Here is a 17073-nt window from a genome sequence, read left to right on the forward strand (position 1 = left end):
CGGCAATCGTTTGGGAGTTTCTTGTTGCCGAATCTATCTTCCTTTACCTCTCCTTGAATATCTGCGGAATGTGGGTTGTAAGTCCGACAGTCCGACAGGGAATGAATTCCCTGTCTCATAGCGAAAGTCCTCTGAAAGAGGACTGAAATCGATCGCACTTTCCGTCAAAATCTACAGTCGGTTTTAACCGACTTTCGCTGTGAGGCAGGGGTTTAAACCCCTGCCGGATTGCGGGAAAATGCGTATTTGCTGACCCTACATTTTACAAATTCGGAGTCTTTCTCGCCGCCTTCTGCACAGGAATAGCCACCGCCTGCGGCTTCTTCTTCGCTGCAAACATCCCAAAGAAGTCGTGCAGCAAAATATAGAAACAGGGAATAATAAACAGCGTCAGCAAAGTTGCCAGCGATAAACCGGAAAACACCACCACACCCAGCGGTTGCAAGAATTCCGAACCCTCTCCAATTCCCAAAGCTAGGGGAAACAAACCCAAAACTGTAGTAATAGTTGTCATCAAAATCGGCCGCAAGCGCTGAGGTGCCGCCCTGAGAATTGCTGTTGTGCGATCGACTCCTTCATCTTCCCGAATTTGGTTCGCCAACTCCACCATAATGATGCCGTTATTCACGATAATTCCCACGAGCAAAATTGCACCGATCATCACCGTCGCACCGATCGCAGTTTTGGTCACATAAAGCCCGAATACTCCCGCCGCCAACGCCAGCGGCACTGTCAGCAAAATCACCAGCGGGTCAACCAAAGAATTGTACTGCACCGCCATCGCTACAAACACTAAAAAAGTCGCCAACCCTCCCAAAAGCTTGAGAGAAGTTTGCAATTGCTCATTAGTTTCAGCAGCCGCACTCGGCACAATTCTTACTCCTCGCGGCAACTTGAGTTCTGATAAAACTGCATCGACTTGCTGGACAGCATCGCCGAGACTTGCACCCTTATTCAAGTTTCCGACAACTAAGAAAACTTGCCGCTGATTGAGACGCTGAATTTCTGCCGGCGCTTTGCCGAGAATAATATTTGCCACGTCGCTTAAACGGATGATGCTGTTATTGCTGCCCGATAATGGAATTTGTCCGAGTTGAGCAATAGATTTGACAGAAGTGCGATCGAACTGCACCCGCACATCTATTAATCGGTTTCCCCGCTGCAACTGAGTGGGAACAGCACCTTCAATTGCTGTCTGAATTGTCTCCCCAATATCTTGGGCTGTCAGCCCGTACACAGCAGCCCTTTCCCAGTCTGGACGAATTTGTACCTCTGACTGCGGCGGGTCTGCCTCCGGCCGAAACCGGGCTAATTTTACCTTCTCATCTAATGCTTTTAATATCTGACTGCCTGCTTCCTGCAATGATTCTTCAGTGTCCCCCTGAACCACGACATCAATTTCGCCACCCCGCACTGGAGAATTAGTTAAAACTAAACCCCTAATCGATTCTGGAACTAGCCGCAGACGAGTTCCTTTAGGAAGGTCAATTTTTTTCAATTCCTCAGTCATTCTTTCTGTAAAATCGGTGGTATTGGTACCAGATTTGAGCGTAATTGTGCTGCTTCCCCGGAGCAAATTTTCAACCGTATTGTTGCCGAACAGCAGCCCTCCCGCTGTCGTTAAAGTGTACTCTGTTTCTGGCTGTTCTAGTAAAATTTTATCGACAGCAGCAATCACTTTTTGATTTATTTCCAAGTTAGTACCCGGAGGAAATGAAGCAAATAATCTGGCTTGGCTTGTATTAACTCTTGGCAAAATTTCTTGGGGAATTTTTCCCACCATCACCCAAGTGCCGCCACCTAAAATTACAAAAGCGAGGGCAATGATAATTAACCGCAAACCCAGCACTTTTGACAGCATTGAACCGTAGGCTCGCGTGCCGTTTTCAAAACCGCGGTTGAAATGTTTTATCGGCCCGAACTGACTGATACCGCTGGAATAAGACATTCCCATCAAGCGAGAAGTCAGCATCGGCACTACCGTTAAAGCTACTAGCAGAGACGCTGCTACTGCAAAGCTAATTGTCAAAATCAATTCGTTAAATAGCAGCGAAAAGAAGCCACCGATCAGCAAAAATGGCAGCACTGATACTAAGTTTGCCGCTGTAGAGGCAACCATTGCTGATTCTACTTCTTCACTCCGCTCTACCGACTCTTCTATCGTGCGTTCTTTTCGATCTTTTATTTTGCCTTTTTTCAGATGAGGGTTGCTGTCTAGACCGACTACAATATTTTCTAAAATAACTACGCTGGTATCGATCGCCTGACCGATTCCTAGCGCTAAACCGCCTAAACTAAATAAATTCAGCGACATACCGAACAGCCGCATTAAAATAATGGCTGCTAGAGTACACAGAGGAATAGTCAGAGAGATAATCAGGGTTTGTCTCAGGGAGCCTAAAAAGAACAAAACTGCGATCGCAGCCAGCACTGCCCCTGAAACCCCCGCATTCGCCACATCGGCTAAGGAATTGCGGATAAATCTGGATTCATCTAAGGTAGTAACTACGGTCATGTCCCCCGAAATTAAGCCCGACTCCTGCATTTCCTTGATGCGATTTTTCACTCCGTCTACAACAGTAATCGTGTTGGCGTCCGGCTGTTTCAAGATGCTAATTTTAACGGCAGGTTTTTGATTGAGAAAAACTTTTACTCGCTGTTCTTCTGTGCCGTCATTGACTTGGGCAAAATCGCGCAGGTAAACTCGTTTTGGCGGGTTGGAACCGGATACTTGAAAGGAAAGATTGGCGATTTCAGAAGCTGTTTTAAAGCGACCGATTGTGCGCGTCAGCGGTTCGTTAGATTCTTGCCGCAGCCGGCCGCCGGAAGTGTCTAAATTGCGATCGCGCAAAGCATTAAAAACGTCGTTAAGATTAACTCCTAAACTTTGCAGCCGGTTCAGGTCAATATTAACTTGAATTTCTTCTTGAACGCCGCCGGAAACGTCAACGGAAGCTACTCCGGGAATAACGTTAATTTCCCTGGCTAATTCTTCATCGGCAAATACCCGCAAATCTACCCCTTGTCGCGAGTCTGAAGTCAGGGCAAATTCGTAAACCGGCTGTTGAGAAGGGTCAAATTTAAACAGATTTGGCGATTCAACCGTATCGGGAAGTCGGTTGCGAATGCGGTTGACGGAGGCTGTAGCGTCATTAAGAGCCTGGTCAATATCGCCGCCCGGTCTGAAGAATAAATCGACGCTGACTTGTCCTTCCCGCGTGCGGGAAAAAACTTGCGTGACTCCTTCTGTTGCTGAAAGTCCTTGTTCGAGGGGGCGGGTAATTTCGTCAACTGCAACTTCTGGCGAGACTCCGGGGGCGTCTAAGCGCACGCTGATGCGGGGATAGGTGATGGAGGGCAGCAAGTCAACGGGCAGTTGGGTTATGTAGAAAATGCCCACGACTATAATCGCAAGTGTCAGCATGAGGGTGCCGATGTGGCGGCGAATCGCGGTCGCGCTAATGCTGAATCCGGGTTTGTCGGCTGTCATTTGATTTTAGATTTTAGATTTTAGATTTTAGAATTGGAAAGTTTACACCGTCACTCAGCCTGCAAAGGAATGAATCGCGGGGCTAGTGACCAAATTGTTTTCGGTCAGGCTTGATTTTGTATAGGGAGTGAGAGAGTATTTACGCTCCGCACCTGACAAGTAGTATAATAAATTTTAATAAATTGTGAAAAATGTTTTTTTGAATATTCCTTTAGAGGTAGTCGATCGCCCAAAACGCAGATTGACAGAAATTGCGATCGGCTTTTTTATCGATCGAAAGCAATTGCGATTTACCGCTATCGTGGGGGTGGGTTGACTATATTGTTGGTCTTACCCACAGATGGTTTGTAAAACCCGCCCCTCCATTCTTATTCGGCGTTGCGGATTTACGGTATGGAAATCTAAATATGCCGGATATTCCGTACTTCGTGTGCTCATTTATCTGAAATTAATAGCCTAAATTTTTACACAGCAAGGTTTTCCAGTCTTACTTTAGTTAATTTGGAGCCATTTTTTCCTTCGATTCATACATAGCTTTAGTTTTCACTACTTAAACTAATCGTTTGGCACACTAAGTAAGGAAGAGCCAGCTTTACTAACAAGTTCTTTCTACTGATTTACTGCCATTCACCACCTTTCCTCAAAAAACCCGGTTTCAGGAAGAAACCGGGTTTTTCACACTTAAACTGCGTGTTTTCGATACCACTCAATCGTATTTTTCAACCCTTCCTTAAACTTCACCTCCGCCACAAAACCAAACTTTTCCTTAGCCCTTTGGGTATCCAAACAGCGGCGCGGCTGACCGTTCGGCTTGTCTGTTTCCCAAACAATTTCTCCCTCAAATCCCATCAATTCGCAAATCGTTTCCACTAAATCGCGAATTTTAACTTCGCTATTCGTTCCCAAATTAACCGGGTCAGATTCACTGTAATCTTGCGTTGCCATCACAATTCCTCGGGCGGCATCTGTGGAATACAAAAACTCGCGGCTAGGGCTGCCGTCGCCCCAAACGGGCAGTGTTTTGTCTCCCCTTTCTTGCGCTTCGTAGACTTTGCGAATTAATGCGGGGATGACGTGGGAACTTTTCGGGTCAAAGTTATCTTCTGGGCCGTACAGATTTACTGGTAGCAAGTAGATACCGTTGAATCCGTACTGCTGGCGGTAGGATTGCAGTTGCACTAATAAGGCTTTTTTTGCTACTCCGTAAGGTGCATTAGTTACCTCTGGATAGCCGTTCCACAGGTCGTCTTCTTTGAAAGGAACTGGGGTTAAATTGGGATAAGCGCAAATAGTGCCTACGCAGACAAATTTTTCGACTCCTGCTTCGTAGGCGGCGTGGATTAATTGCGCGCCCATCATCAAATTATCGTAAAATAATTCAGCGGGTTTGACTAGGTTTAAGCCGATGCCGCCGACGTGGGCGGCGAGGTGAATGATAATATCTTGTTTTTCGGCGGCGCGCTTGCAGTTTTCCATGACGCGAAGGTCGCAGTCGCGCGATCGAGTCACCGAAATTTTATCAGCATCGGCCCCTGCTTTCACTAGCTGGTCGATTACCTGACGGCCCAAGAAACCGGCGCCGCCCGTGACTAGAATACTTTTGCTGCTTAAATCCAAGCTGGTCATAATTTTAGCCTCGGGATTTTGAATAAAGGTCGATCGACAATTTCAATTCTAAAATTGTTGCTTTAGCAAAAAAAGCTTTCAGCTACAGGATGAGGTTGCCCACACATTTGTTTTAGCTGCGGTAGATAGGGACAATTTGCGCCGTGCACACCCGAAAGTTAGATATAGGGGTCGCGACTCCCCAACAATCATTTTAATGTTTTTTTTAGCCCGCACAGCCGAAAATTTTGCGAGCAATTAAGCTGGTTCTTTGAATGCCGATCGCCCTACGCTAATAGCTGTAACAACCCTCTCATCTGTTGTGAAGTGTGTGCAGGGGCAATCCTCCGGTGCACGCCTTTCGCCAAAGGGGTAGACACGGGGCCCTACCCCTACAAATTGTTCGCATTGACGGCTTGGTTTAGCGACTTAATCAAATCCGTTGCCCGAACCTCGACCTTGCTGGTCTAAAGCTTTCATGTCAGCATCTACCATTAAATGTACTAACTCCTGAAAAGTTACAGAAGGTTCCCAATTTAATTGCTGGCGCGCCTTAGTCGAATCGCCAATCAAAAGTTCGACTTCGGCCGGCCGCAAGTAGCGTTCGTCAAACTCTACATATTTTTGCCAATCTAAATTGACGTAAGTAAAAGCCAAATCGAGAAATTCCTTAATAGAATGAGTCTCGTTGGTAGCAATGACATAATCGTCAGGCTTGTCTTGTTGCAGCATCAGCCACATCGCCCGCACGTAGTCTTTAGCATAGCCCCAGTCTCGCTTAGAATCGAGATTGCCCAAGTAAATCTTTTTCTGCTTGCCGGCGACTATTCTGGCAACGGCGCGAGTAATTTTGCGAGTTACAAAAGTTTCGCCACGGCGGGGAGATTCGTGATTGAACAAAATGCCGTTGCAGGCAAAAAGTCCGTAAGATTCGCGATAATTTACTGTTTGCCAGTGCCCGTAAACTTTAGCGCAGGCGTAAGGGCTTCTGGGATAAAAAGGAGTTGTTTCCTTCTGCGGAACTTCCTGTACCAAACCAAACATTTCCGAAGAACCTGCTTGATAGAACCGCACTTCTATGCCGGTGCGGTGCTGATAGTCCCGAATTGCTTCTAGCAGCCGCAATACTCCCATCCCTACTGTGTCAACCGTATATTCCGGCGAGTCAAAACTGACTCGAACGTGAGATTGAGCGCCTAAGTTATAAATTTCTACCGGCTGAACTTCTTCCAATATCCGGCGGAGAGTGGTGCCGTCCGTCAAGTCGCCGTAGTGTAGAAACAGGCGCGCACCCTCGCTGTGAGGATCGACATAGATGTGGTCAATTCGATCGGTATTGAAACTAGAACTGCGCCGGATAATGCCGTGAACTTCATATCCTTTCTCTAACAGTAATTCGCTCAAGTAGGAGCCGTCTTGACCTGTAATACCTGTTATTAGCGCTCGCTTACGTTGCGTCATCTGATTTTCCTTTGACAGGCTGTGTTAATTCACAATAAATTTTTTGGCAGAGGCTGTTGCTCCCTGCCGGCCGTATTCTCAAACTCTACGTTAACTGCTTTATAAAACTTACTCAAACTTAACTTTAGTTATCTAAAGCCAGTTGAAGTTTACTTCCTACGCTGTTGGGTAGTGGGCTATCCCAAGATAAGTAGGCTATCCCCCTTAAGCCAAAGGTTATAGAGTTAAGTTTAACACCTAAACCTAAAGTAGTCTATCTAGAATAACTGATCTTTCTAGATGAATAAGAGATAGGTTTATTTAAGTATTTGCCCCTTTAGTTAAGCTCACAATTCTTCGATGGCATCCAGGAACTGTTTAGTTTTGACAAAGAGTTTGTCGCTGATTGTCAGTAGTCAGCATCAGTGGTCAGTAACAAATAAAACTAACTACCGATTGCTGACTGCGGACAAAAATTAATATGCGCCGTTATTTTTGGGAAAAATCACAACTCCAATTGTTTTGAAAACAATCCACATATCCATCCAAAGGTTTTTGTCATTTGCGTAATAGAGGTCGATTTGGACTCGGCGGGGATACGGAATGTCGTTGCGACCGGACACTTGCCACAAGCCTGTAATTCCAGGCCTTATGGTGAGAATTTTGTTGATATGACGGCCGTATCTCGGCAGTTCTTCTTCAACTAAAGGTCTGGGTCCGACGACGCTCATATCTCCTTTTAAAACATTCCAAAACTGGGGAAACTCGTCTAAACTGGTCATTCGTAAAAATCTTCCAATCCAGGTAATTCGAGGGTCTTGTTTCAGCTTGAAATTGTCCTCAAACTCTTGACGCAAATGCGGAGAATTTTCCATGATTTCCAGCAATATATCGTCCGCATTTTCCACCATCGTTCTGAATTTAAGGCAATAAAACCTTTTACGGTTTTTGCCTACTCGTTCCTGTACGTAAAAAATAGGACCGGGCGAGCTTAAGGCGATTAAGAAAGCCAAAAGCAGGTAAACCGGAGCAAACAGGATCAGAACCGATAAGGAAAACAGGATGTCAAATAACCGCTTGAAAAGTTCTCCGTCGAGGCTCTGTAGAGAACGACTTATGCGTCTATCTCCTTGCAGGACAGACCCAAAACCGCGTCTTGCGATCGCTCGAATTACCTTGCCGGAGATTAGTTGGCTGTCGGCAGTCATCTTACTCCTTCACTTCACACCACACACAGTCCTGATCATAAAGCCTCAAGACGCTTTGTTCTCTCAATTATGTTTCCAATACTCAATTTTCTGCCTTCTGAAGGCTTCAAAAGGCAGAAGGAAGAAGGAAGAGGGCTTCTGGTGGCAGAAGGAAAAAGGCACAAGGCACTTATGCAGAGGTCTTCTGAAGGCACTTATACAAAGGCAGAAGGAAGATTGTCCCGCTATCGGGTTCTGGCACTCTCAAGCCCCAAACTCGGTAAAATCACGGGAGTGAAATTCCTGATAGCAGCGTTCCACAAAAGCTAGATAGCGCTGCCCAAAAACTTCGGGGGCAAACTGTTCAGCGCGCAACCTGCAGATTTCTGGCCGAAATTTGCCTTGCAACTGTTCAAATTCCTTGACAGCTTCGACTAATGCTGCTGCGGTTTGGGAGGAAAAAAATAAACCAGTCCCTGTCTCTGGGTGTTGGCGAATGTCGAGCACTGTCTCCAAAGCGCCCCCTGCTGCATAGGAAATTACTGGTGTTCCGCAAGCTTGAGCCTCTACCAAAGCTATGCCAAAATCTTCGCAAGCTGCATATACAAAGGCTTTCGCCTCGGCCATGTACTTTTCCACTATCGAAGCGGGCTGCCAGCCGAGCACTTGCACGTTGGGTTTGGCGATTTGCCGAATCATTTCTAATTCTGGCCCGGTGCCGATGACAATTAGAGTATGCCCGAGTTGATTGAATGCTTGGACGATCGCACTTACGTTTTTGTAACTTACCAACCGACAAACTGTGACGTAAAAGTCTTGTTTTTGCCGCATCAAGGAAAATCGCTGGATATTTACCGGGGGATAAATCACCTCGGCCCGCCGCCGATAGCAGCGCCAAATTCGGCGCGCAGTGTGTTGAGAGTTAGCGATGAAATAATCAACGCGATTGGCGGAAATTACGTCCCACTGTCGCAGTCGATGCAACAAATATCGCGTCAGCAGCCCCGGGATGCCCCGTCCGGCTTTGCTGCTACGCAAATAGTCAAAAGTTAAGTCCCAAGCGTAGCGCATGGGAGTATGGCAGTAGCAGACGTGCAGTTGCTGGGGACTGCTGAGGATGCCTTTGGCGACGGCGTGGGAGGATGAGAGGAGGATGTCGTATTCTCGCAGATCTAGTTGTTCGATCGCCAAAGGCAGAAATGGCAAATATTTTTGGACGCCGCTGCGGGCCTTGGGAAAGTGCTGCAAAAATGTTGTGCCAATCTGTCGCCCGAAAAGATAGCTTTCGGGATTGGCTGATTCAAAGTCGATGAGGGCATAGACATCTGCCTCGTCTACGTGTTTGAGAATTTCCTGTACTACGAGTTCTGAACCGCCAGTAGCTAAGGGCGTCAACCATTCGTGAACTAGGGCGTATTTGAGTTTTTTCACTTGTATTTGTAGCCGATCAAACGATTTGTTAGCGCCAGTGCTGTCAATATTAGTCTTACTGAGGGATAACTTACGCAATATCCAGCCATCAACCAGGTTTCTATGTAGGTATTTAGCTCAAACCAAGGATTTTGGGAATAAACGGAGTTTTTGTCAAATCAACCACAGCCAAACTGCTCTCTCCGGCAGTGATTTCCCCGATAGTTGACAATAAATACTATTAGGCTCAATACTGAAGGTGATTTGCTGACGCCTAAATCTTTGGAACGGGCGATCGGCTCAATGTGGTGTGAGGAAAAATGTCCAAATTTTTGTGGAAGGGACTTTTAGTTAGTCCCGCTGTATTGGCAGCAAGTTTATTAGTATCTTCGACAGCCCTAGCCGCAGAGCAACCTCTAGAAATTGGCGCTGCAGGTCCAGCTAATCTGCAATTAGCAGGTGCTGCAACCGAGGCAGCCAAGTCTGAGACAGCAAAGCCTGAGACAGCCGAACCAGCGTCACTAGCTAGCAAATCAACTGTTGAAACTATTGAGAAAGAAAGTGCGAGCCTCTACGAGGGCTTCACTAACGATGCGATCGCCCCAGTTGCCGAACAAGCAAAAGCACCGGAAGTTGCAGCAACAGATTTAGGCGAAACCAAACCCGCAGTAGCGCCCGCAAATTTAAGTCCCGAACAACCTGTCGCTGAGCAAATCCCCGCAGTAGCGCCCGCAAACTTAAGCGAAACGCAACCCCCCGCACCACTGGCTAATTTAAACGCAGAAAAACCCGCCGCACAGCCCGATCAGATTTCGCAATCCACTGATTCAAGTGTCCAACCTCAAGCACAGTCTAATGTTTTAGAACAAATCAACCAATACAGCACAGAAGGCAGTAGCAGCGAAGATGCGGCCGGCCAAGTAACATCTGTGTCGCAACTTTCCGACGTGCGACCAACCGATTGGGCTTTTCAAGCTTTGCAATCCCTAGTAGAGCGCTACGGGTGCATAGCTGGCTATCCTGACGGCACTTTTCGCGGCAACCGGGCGATGACTCGCTACGAGTTTGCAGCGGGTTTAAATGCGTGTTTGGATAAAGTTACCGAGCTAATTCAAGGCGGTTCCAGAAATCTGGCGACGCGAGAAGATTTGGCTTCTGTGCAAAGGTTGCAAGAAGAATTTGCGGCGGAATTGGCAACTTTGCGCGGCCGCGTCGATGCTTTGGAAGCGCGTACCTCTGAATTAGAAGCAAATCAGTTTTCGACTACGACTAAACTCAACGGCGAAGTGATATTTGGTTTGGCGGGTATCGCCAGGGGAGATGATGCCGAGGGCCGCGAAGCTGATAAAACCACGGCTTTTGGCAGCAGGGTTCGGATCAATTTCGATACGAGTTTCTCTGGAGAAGATTTGCTGAGAACTCGATTGCAAGTTTTAAATTTGGGTTCGTTTTCTACTAATAATACGAAAACCGCTGAAGGGGAATTGCGGTTTAATGCCGGGCCTTTTGCCGAGGCTAGCAATACGGTAGGTTTAGATGCGCTGCTTTACCAATTCCCTCTCGGCAAAAGCACTACTGTAATTCTCGAAGCTAATGCTGGCGCTGCTGATGATTTTGTTAACACTGTCAACCCTTACTTTGACGGAGACGGCAGCTACGGCGCTCTTTCTAACTTCGGTACTCGCAACCCAATTTACTATTTGATTGGCGGTTCTGGCATCGCTATGCGGCATCAGTTTGGGGAAAAACTCGAACTGAGTTTGGGATATATGGCCGGCAATGCTGCGGACCCGACGCGGGGAAATGGTTTGTTTAACGGCTCTTACGGCGGTTTGGCTCAGTTGACTTTTACACCGAGCGACAGCATTGCTTTAGGTTTAACTTACGTTAATTCCTACAACTTTGTTACCGGTACCGGCAGCAATGCTTCTAATTTCCCGGTGCGTCTCGCTTCCTTCGGGCTCGACAGCGATAGCAATATGCCAGTTTCTAGCAATTCCTACGGGGCGCAAGCTTCGTGGCAGTTAAATCGGAGATTTGCAATTGGCGGTTGGGCGGGTTACACCAACCAGCGCATTTTATCCAACTTGACTACTCCTACGGGTTCTGTGCAGAGGGGGGATCAAAAAATCTGGAACTGGGCAGTTACTTTGGCTTTTCCCGATTTGCTCAAAGAAGGAAATGTGGCGGGAATTGTCGTAGGTATGGAGCCGCGGGTAACGAGTTCTACTAATCGAACTTTGCCGGAAGATAAGGATACTTCGCTGCACGTTGAAGGTTTTTATCAGTTTAAGTTGAGCGATAATATTTCTATCACTCCTGGGCTGATTTGGCTGACGGCTCCCGACCACAATAAGAATAATTCTGATTTGGTGATTGGGGTTGTCAGAACGACGTTTACTTTCTAGGAGCAGCCCTTGGGGATTTTAGATTTTAGATTTGAGATTGGCAGTTTTAATCTAAAATCTAAAATCGCCAATCTAAAATTGTCCGAGCTGGGGTTTAATGTTTAAGTTTAATGTTTAAACAGAAACGACCAGCTTTAGCTAAAGCTGGTCTGCAAAAATAGTTAAATCCGTTGTGTTCCCACAGTGTTGTTCTCACAGTGAGGAAACCCAAGTTGCACGTTTATTTGCAGCGGGTTCTCAAAGAAATATCATCTCTCTTAAGTGGTACTATAACAACAAAATTTAATTTTGTGTAATAAAACTTTACATTACAGACGCATTTTAATTTTTAGGACGATCGCACTCCCGGTCACTTTGTATAATCAAGCCGATTCAAAAACCCGGGGTTTATCGGTTGCAAACAGGTTATTTTGCGTAAAAACGAGGTTTCGATTGCCGCTCAGCCCTTAATTATCACTTTATATAAATCAAGCCGGAGCTTGCTGCGGTCTACCCCAGACAATTCGCTCCTGCTTGTATACCACCATACCCGGTTTTGCGCCTTTGGGCTTGTATACATATTTCGGTTCTGTATAAACCACCGGAACTTGTTCGCTGTGGCGGGCGCGACTGTAGTAAGCAGTCATGTCAGCGGCAAATTGCAAATCGGTTTCTTCAGCAACTGTACCGGGTTTGAGACGCAGCAAAGCGTGGCTTCCGGGAATCTCTAGGGTGTGGAACCACAAGTCGTAGTCGTTGGCGGTGCGAAAAGTGAGTTGGTCGTTTTGGCGATTGTTGCGCCCGATTAATAATTCAAAGCCGCTGGGGGTTTGGTAGCGGTGAAATTCGATCGCAGCATTTTTGTCGGTACTGCGGTAATCTGGTACGTCTAGATATTTTTGCTGGATCAGTTCTTCGCGGATTTCGGCGAGGGTTTGCAAATCTTGGGTGTTGCGGTAGGTTTCCAAGACAGAAAGTGCGACTTCAACTTGTTCTAAATAGTCGATTTCTTCCTGTACGGCGGCTAACAAAGGTTCTACTGCAATGCGGGCTCTTTTAAGTTTTTGGTGTTTTTTGTAGAGGGCTTGAGCGTTTTGAACGGCGTTTTTTTCCGGGTTTAGGGAAATGATAACTGGTTTCTCGGTTTCAAAGTCGGGGAGAGAAATTGATTTCATTCCCGGTTCCCAATGCTGCAAATTGGCCATCAGCAAGTCGGCTTGGGATTTGTGGGTGTCTGCGTCTGCAGATTGCTGCAAGCGTTCTTTAAATGTGTTGGCTTTGAGGCGCAGTTTGGCTAAGACGTTGTTGAGTTTTTGGGTAAGCTGATGCCGCAGTTGGGCGAATACTTCTTGATTGATTTCGCCTGTGTAGTAGCTGTTAAGTAATTCTTGAACCGAAGAGAAGGAAGAAGCAACAGAGGAGTTAGATTCGTTTGCAGTTTCTGCCTCTTTTGCATCTGGTGCGGGCCAATCGATTACCGTGTAGCCTTCGGGGGTAAAACTCGGGTGAAATTTAGAGTTTTCTAGGCATTGCAGCCAGTATAGCCAGCGCTGGAATAGTTGCTGCCAGTCGTCGGGATTCAGGCTGTCGGTGGATTGTTCGGGGTCTAAAGAAGCCGATCGAATCATTGACAAAACTAAGGCTTTACTCATCCCTCGGTAATTCTTCAACAGATTGCCCTTTAATTGCCCAGGAACCAGGCTAATTCGTGATTGCCAGCGGTTTTGAGATTCGCTCAGACTCGGCACTGCATCGGTCAAAGACGGGGGCATTTCGTAGGGTTGCCCGGTTTGGATGGGACGGACGGTGGACTGTTTGGCGCTGACTTGGTGGGCGCAGGTGACAACGAGGTTGTCTTGGGCGGTGAGGATGACGTTGCTGTATTTGCCCATGATTTCGGCGTAGAGGTGCCAGAGGGCGGGTTCTCCGGGGCGTTTGGCGAATTGCAAGTCGATGACTCTTTCCCAGGATGCAACAGGGGCGATGGAAACTAAGGCTAAACCGCTGAGTTGGTGCCGCAGTTGTTCGCTGAAGGTGAAGGTGTCGGGAATGCGGGGCGGGGGGTCGCCGACGCAGATGCGGGCGGCCACAGGATGCCAGGAAAGGTCTATCCAACCGCGCCCTTTCATGGTGCGGAGGGCCAGGGACACGGTGAAGCGATCGCGCTGGTAGACTTGTTCTAAGCGCGCTGGCAGCCATTGGGCTCGCAGTTCGCTGCAAGTGGCGGTTAAAGTTGTAAAGTCTACGGGTTGCACGGTATTCTCAGGGCGATCGAACTATCTATTTCTATGCTGACAGATATCGGTCACATTTTACTAATTATATAAAATTATTGTTTACTCTTGCTGTCCGTCTTTCCCTAGGAAAGCTCTTCAATAATTTCGTTAACAAATAACAAATAACTAATAGGCATCTCCTAAAAAGCAGGTTTTGAACAGCCACGGTGACTGTTTCACAAGAATTAGGGGAAAGATCTATAGCAGTTCTCAATAAAGTGAGGTATGCCCTATGCCCTATGCCCTATGCCCTATATCCGAGAGCACCTGATGTTACTAAGAAAGGCTATAATAACAACTAACTAATAACTTCTCCAATCAATTGCAAATGTTTGTACAAAGGTGCGATCGTATTGGCTGCGATCGCCCCGCTAGCAGCAACAGCGGGCAAACCAATTCCCGGAAACGTCGAATCTCCGCAGCAAAACAGCCCCGCCAAAGGCGTTCTCGGCCCGGGAAACAAGCCGCTACCCGCCCGAATTCCCGGCCCGTAGGAACCGCGATGGCGGCGCAAAAACCGTTCGTGGGTTAGGGGTGTCCCAACTAAGGTGACTTCGCAGCGCGATCGAATATCGGGGATAATTCTCTCTAAGGCGAACCACATCGCCTCGGCGCGCGCTTGTTTTTGCAGCTTGTACTCTTCGCTGGTGCGATTCCCTACGGGATAGCTTCGCTTCACGAGCTTTTGCCACAAATCGTAAGGCTCGTTTCCGGGGGTATATGCGTGAATGACGTGCTTTCCCGGAGGCGCGAGGTCGGGGTCGAGCAGGGAGGGAATCGAGACGAGAACGACGTTCTGAGGGGCCGAAACGCCCATTTCCCAGTCTTTGACGAAGATGTAGTGACAAGCCAAGTCCGATCGCACTCCGGCTGCATCAATTCCCAGATGCAGGTGCATGAAGCTGTCGCACTCGGGCGTCGCCTGCCGCTGTTGCCGAAACCTTTGCGGGACAGAGGTTTCAGGCAACAGTTTCAGCGTATCCCAAACGGAAGCGTTGGAGACGACGGCTTTGTGCGATCGAATAATTTTGCCCGATCGCAGCCGCACGCCGGCAGCCCGGTTGTTTTCGACCAAAACTTCTGCAACGTGGGAATTTAGCAGCAACTGCCCTCCGTGGCGCTCTAAACCGCGTACCAGGGCGTTTACCAAAGCTGCACTACCGCCGATCGGATAGTCTAAAACTGCATTGGGGCGATACCAGTCGGCGAACATGAAAGCGACTTCGGCTGCGATCGTTCCGTCGGCGGGAAGTCCAGACAGCAGGAAACACAACAAATTCAGCCAATTTCGGACAAACGGATCTTTGACATTTTTGTCCATAATTTTGCTGAAAGGGCCTGCAAGTGCGATCGCGTCGCCAGCACTTTGCAGGAAAGCCGGCGCAAATTGGCCGAGGGTAAAAACAGCGCCCAAATCGAAGCGCAAAGCCAGGGAGGGCAAGGCTGTGGCAGCTTTGGCGTAGGGTTCCATGATGCGCTGGAGTTGCCGCCATTCGGCGACTGCTGCCGCGCCGCGCAGTTGTGCGAGCACTTCGGCAAATTGACTCGCACCGACGGAGGTGTCGAAATCGCCTTCTGGCAAACAGCAACCCCAGGTATCGTAGGTGATGCAGGGGAGTTTTTCGCCGATGGCATCCAAAACTTGCCGCAGCGGATTGGCAGACGGGCTGTAGGATAATCCTGAGTACAGGGAGGGCCCGGAGTCGAAGCTAAATCCGCCGCGTTCAAAACCGTGTGCGGCCCCGCCCGCGATCGAATGGCTTTCGCAAACCACAACCTCAAAGCCATAGCGGGCCAGCATTGCAGCGCAAGTCAAGCCGCCTATTCCGCTGCCGATGACGATGATTTCTGTGTCTGTGGGGGCGATCGCAACCATGTTTTTCTCCGCTACATCAGCTAATATTATCTCTGTTACCAACAATAAAACTGGTTTGTATATTAAATGGAAAATATATCTATTCTAGAACAAGCAGCTAAATCTAATTCTAAACCATCTTCCAATGCCGTAGTTACCGCCCTCCTAGAAGCTGAGAAAAGCGCGAAAAAAACCAAAACTCGCTATTGTTTCGAGCAATTAATCGGCAACTGGCAACTCTGCTTTATCACCGGCACGAAAAAGACTCGACAAAAAGCGGGAATTGTCTTGGGTGCGGGACGTTACATCCCTCAGTGGATTGCGAAAATTCAAATTGCTTATTCGGCTGAACCTGTGGCGGAAGGGGAAGCGCATAGCGAAATTGGCAGGGTGGAGAATTCGGTGCAAGTTGGGGCGATCGCACTAACTCTTTCCGGGCCGACTAGGTTTTTGGTTAATAAAAATATTTTAGCTTTTGATTTTACCAGAATTACTGTGCAATTGTTGGGTAAAACTGTGTATCAAGGATTTATTCGCGGTGGTGAATCACGGGAGACGGAATTTTTTAGTTTGAGTGTGGGGAAGCAGGCCTTTTTTGCATATTTTCTGGTGGAAGATGGGATAATTGCGGCTAGGGGAAGGGGCGGTGGATTGGCTTTGTGGGGGAGAGTGTAAGCTGTGACTCATAAATGAGCAGGTTATACTTTCAATTGCTTTTGTTCATTGCTTTGATATTATCCAAAATAGTAGCTTCCAGCGTGCGATCGCCTATTTTTCGCGCAATTACCAAAGCTTGGTTATAGTATTTCAATGCTTCTTGCGGCTGAGAAATGCTGTTGTAGACTAAACCGATATGACTCAAAGTAGCAGCTTCCCCAGAGCGATCGCCCACTTCCCGCCTAATAGGTAAAGCTTGGTTCAAGTATTTCAATGCCTCTTGTGGTTGACAAACGCTGCGGTAGACTGCACCGATATTAGTCAAAGTAGCAGCTTCCCCAAAGCTATCGCCCACTTCCCGCATAATTGGTAAAGCTTGGTTATAGTATTTCAAAGCCTCTTGTGGTTGAGAAATATTGTTGTAGACTAAACCGATATTATTCAAAGTAGCAGCTTCCCCAGAGCGATTACCGACTTCCCGCATAATTGGTAAAGCTTGGTTATAGTATTTCAAAGCTTTTTGCTGCCCAGAAATGCTGTCGTAGACTGAACCGATATTAATCAAAGTAGCAGCTTCCCCAGAGCGATTACCGACTTCCTGCATAATCGGTAAAGCTTGGTTCAAGTATTTCAAAGCTTCTTGCGGCTGAGAAATGCTGTTGTAGACCCCACCGATATTAGTCAAAGTAGTATAGCGTTTCTCAGATAGATGAGGTACAATAACAGCAGTGAGTAAACCAATTCCTCATATCGGATAATGTAACTT

Annotated in this window: 11 protein-coding genes; 3 read left to right on the forward strand and 8 right to left on the reverse strand. The window is 47.5% G+C overall.

Annotated elements, in window-relative coordinates; genetic code table 11:
- Positions 1 to 262 precede the first annotated feature (262 nt).
- Positions 263 to 3490, reverse strand: a complete 3228-nt coding sequence (locus QUA25_RS27295) for an efflux RND transporter permease subunit (RefSeq protein ID WP_333042699.1) — start codon at positions 3488 to 3490, stop codon at positions 263 to 265.
- A 184-nt stretch (positions 3491 to 3674) separates the two neighbouring features.
- Here QUA25_RS27295 and QUA25_RS27300 point away from each other — a divergent pair, with 184 nt between their 5' ends.
- Positions 3675 to 3806: a hypothetical protein gene (locus tag QUA25_RS27300; protein WP_333042701.1), complete on the forward strand. Its 132-nt coding sequence runs from the start codon at positions 3675 to 3677 to the stop codon at positions 3804 to 3806.
- A 365-nt stretch (positions 3807 to 4171) separates the two neighbouring features.
- On the opposite strand, the gene QUA25_RS27305 is transcribed toward QUA25_RS27300, so the two are convergent.
- The 4 genes from QUA25_RS27305 to QUA25_RS27320 all read right to left on the reverse strand — a co-directional run bounded on the left by QUA25_RS27305 (position 4172) and on the right by QUA25_RS27320 (position 9153).
- Positions 4172 to 5116 carry a GDP-L-fucose synthase gene (locus QUA25_RS27305; RefSeq protein ID WP_333042703.1) on the reverse strand — a complete coding sequence of 315 codons (945 nt, stop codon included), beginning with the start codon at positions 5114 to 5116 and terminating at the stop codon, positions 4172 to 4174.
- Positions 5117 to 5524: 408 nt separating this feature from the next.
- Entirely contained in the window at positions 5525 to 6556 is a 1032-nt protein-coding gene (gmd, locus tag QUA25_RS27310; RefSeq protein WP_333042705.1) for a GDP-mannose 4,6-dehydratase, read from the reverse strand.
- A gap of 455 nt (positions 6557 to 7011) precedes the next feature.
- Positions 7012 to 7743 carry a sugar transferase gene (locus tag QUA25_RS27315; protein ID WP_190663127.1) on the reverse strand — a complete coding sequence of 244 codons (732 nt, stop codon included), beginning with the start codon at positions 7741 to 7743 and terminating at the stop codon, positions 7012 to 7014.
- 243 nt (positions 7744 to 7986) lie between these two features.
- Positions 7987 to 9153, reverse strand: coding sequence for a glycosyltransferase (locus tag QUA25_RS27320; RefSeq protein WP_333042707.1), 1167 nt, complete (start codon positions 9151 to 9153; stop codon positions 7987 to 7989).
- A gap of 299 nt (positions 9154 to 9452) precedes the next feature.
- Between QUA25_RS27320 and QUA25_RS27325 the strand changes: the two genes are divergently transcribed.
- A complete protein-coding gene (locus QUA25_RS27325) occupies positions 9453 to 11540 on the forward strand; it encodes an iron uptake porin (protein WP_333042708.1) in 2088 nt (695 codons plus the stop codon).
- Between the two features lie 467 nt (positions 11541 to 12007).
- On the opposite strand, the gene QUA25_RS27330 is transcribed toward QUA25_RS27325, so the two are convergent.
- Together QUA25_RS27330 and QUA25_RS27335 are read right to left on the reverse strand one after the other, a co-directional pair.
- Positions 12008 to 13774: an NFACT RNA binding domain-containing protein gene (locus QUA25_RS27330; RefSeq protein ID WP_333042709.1), complete on the reverse strand. Its 1767-nt coding sequence runs from the start codon at positions 13772 to 13774 to the stop codon at positions 12008 to 12010.
- 319 nt (positions 13775 to 14093) lie between these two features.
- Complete coding sequence (locus QUA25_RS27335) at positions 14094 to 15671, reverse strand: NAD(P)/FAD-dependent oxidoreductase (RefSeq protein WP_333042713.1); 1578 nt, start codon at positions 15669 to 15671, stop codon at positions 14094 to 14096.
- 66 nt (positions 15672 to 15737) lie between these two features.
- On the opposite strand from QUA25_RS27335, the gene QUA25_RS27340 reads away from it, so the two are divergent.
- On the forward strand, positions 15738 to 16325 hold the full coding sequence (locus QUA25_RS27340; protein WP_333042710.1) for a hypothetical protein: 588 nt from the start codon (positions 15738 to 15740) through the stop codon (positions 16323 to 16325).
- A 31-nt stretch (positions 16326 to 16356) separates the two neighbouring features.
- Here QUA25_RS27340 and QUA25_RS27345 read toward each other — a convergent pair whose 3' ends face one another.
- Entirely contained in the window at positions 16357 to 16992 is a 636-nt protein-coding gene (locus QUA25_RS27345; protein WP_333042711.1) for a tetratricopeptide repeat protein, read from the reverse strand.
- Positions 16993 to 17073 lie beyond the last annotated feature (81 nt).

The sequence above is a fragment of the Microcoleus sp. Pol17C6 genome, assembly GCF_036701145.1.
Lineage (GTDB): Bacteria > Cyanobacteriota > Cyanobacteriia > Cyanobacteriales > Microcoleaceae > Microcoleus.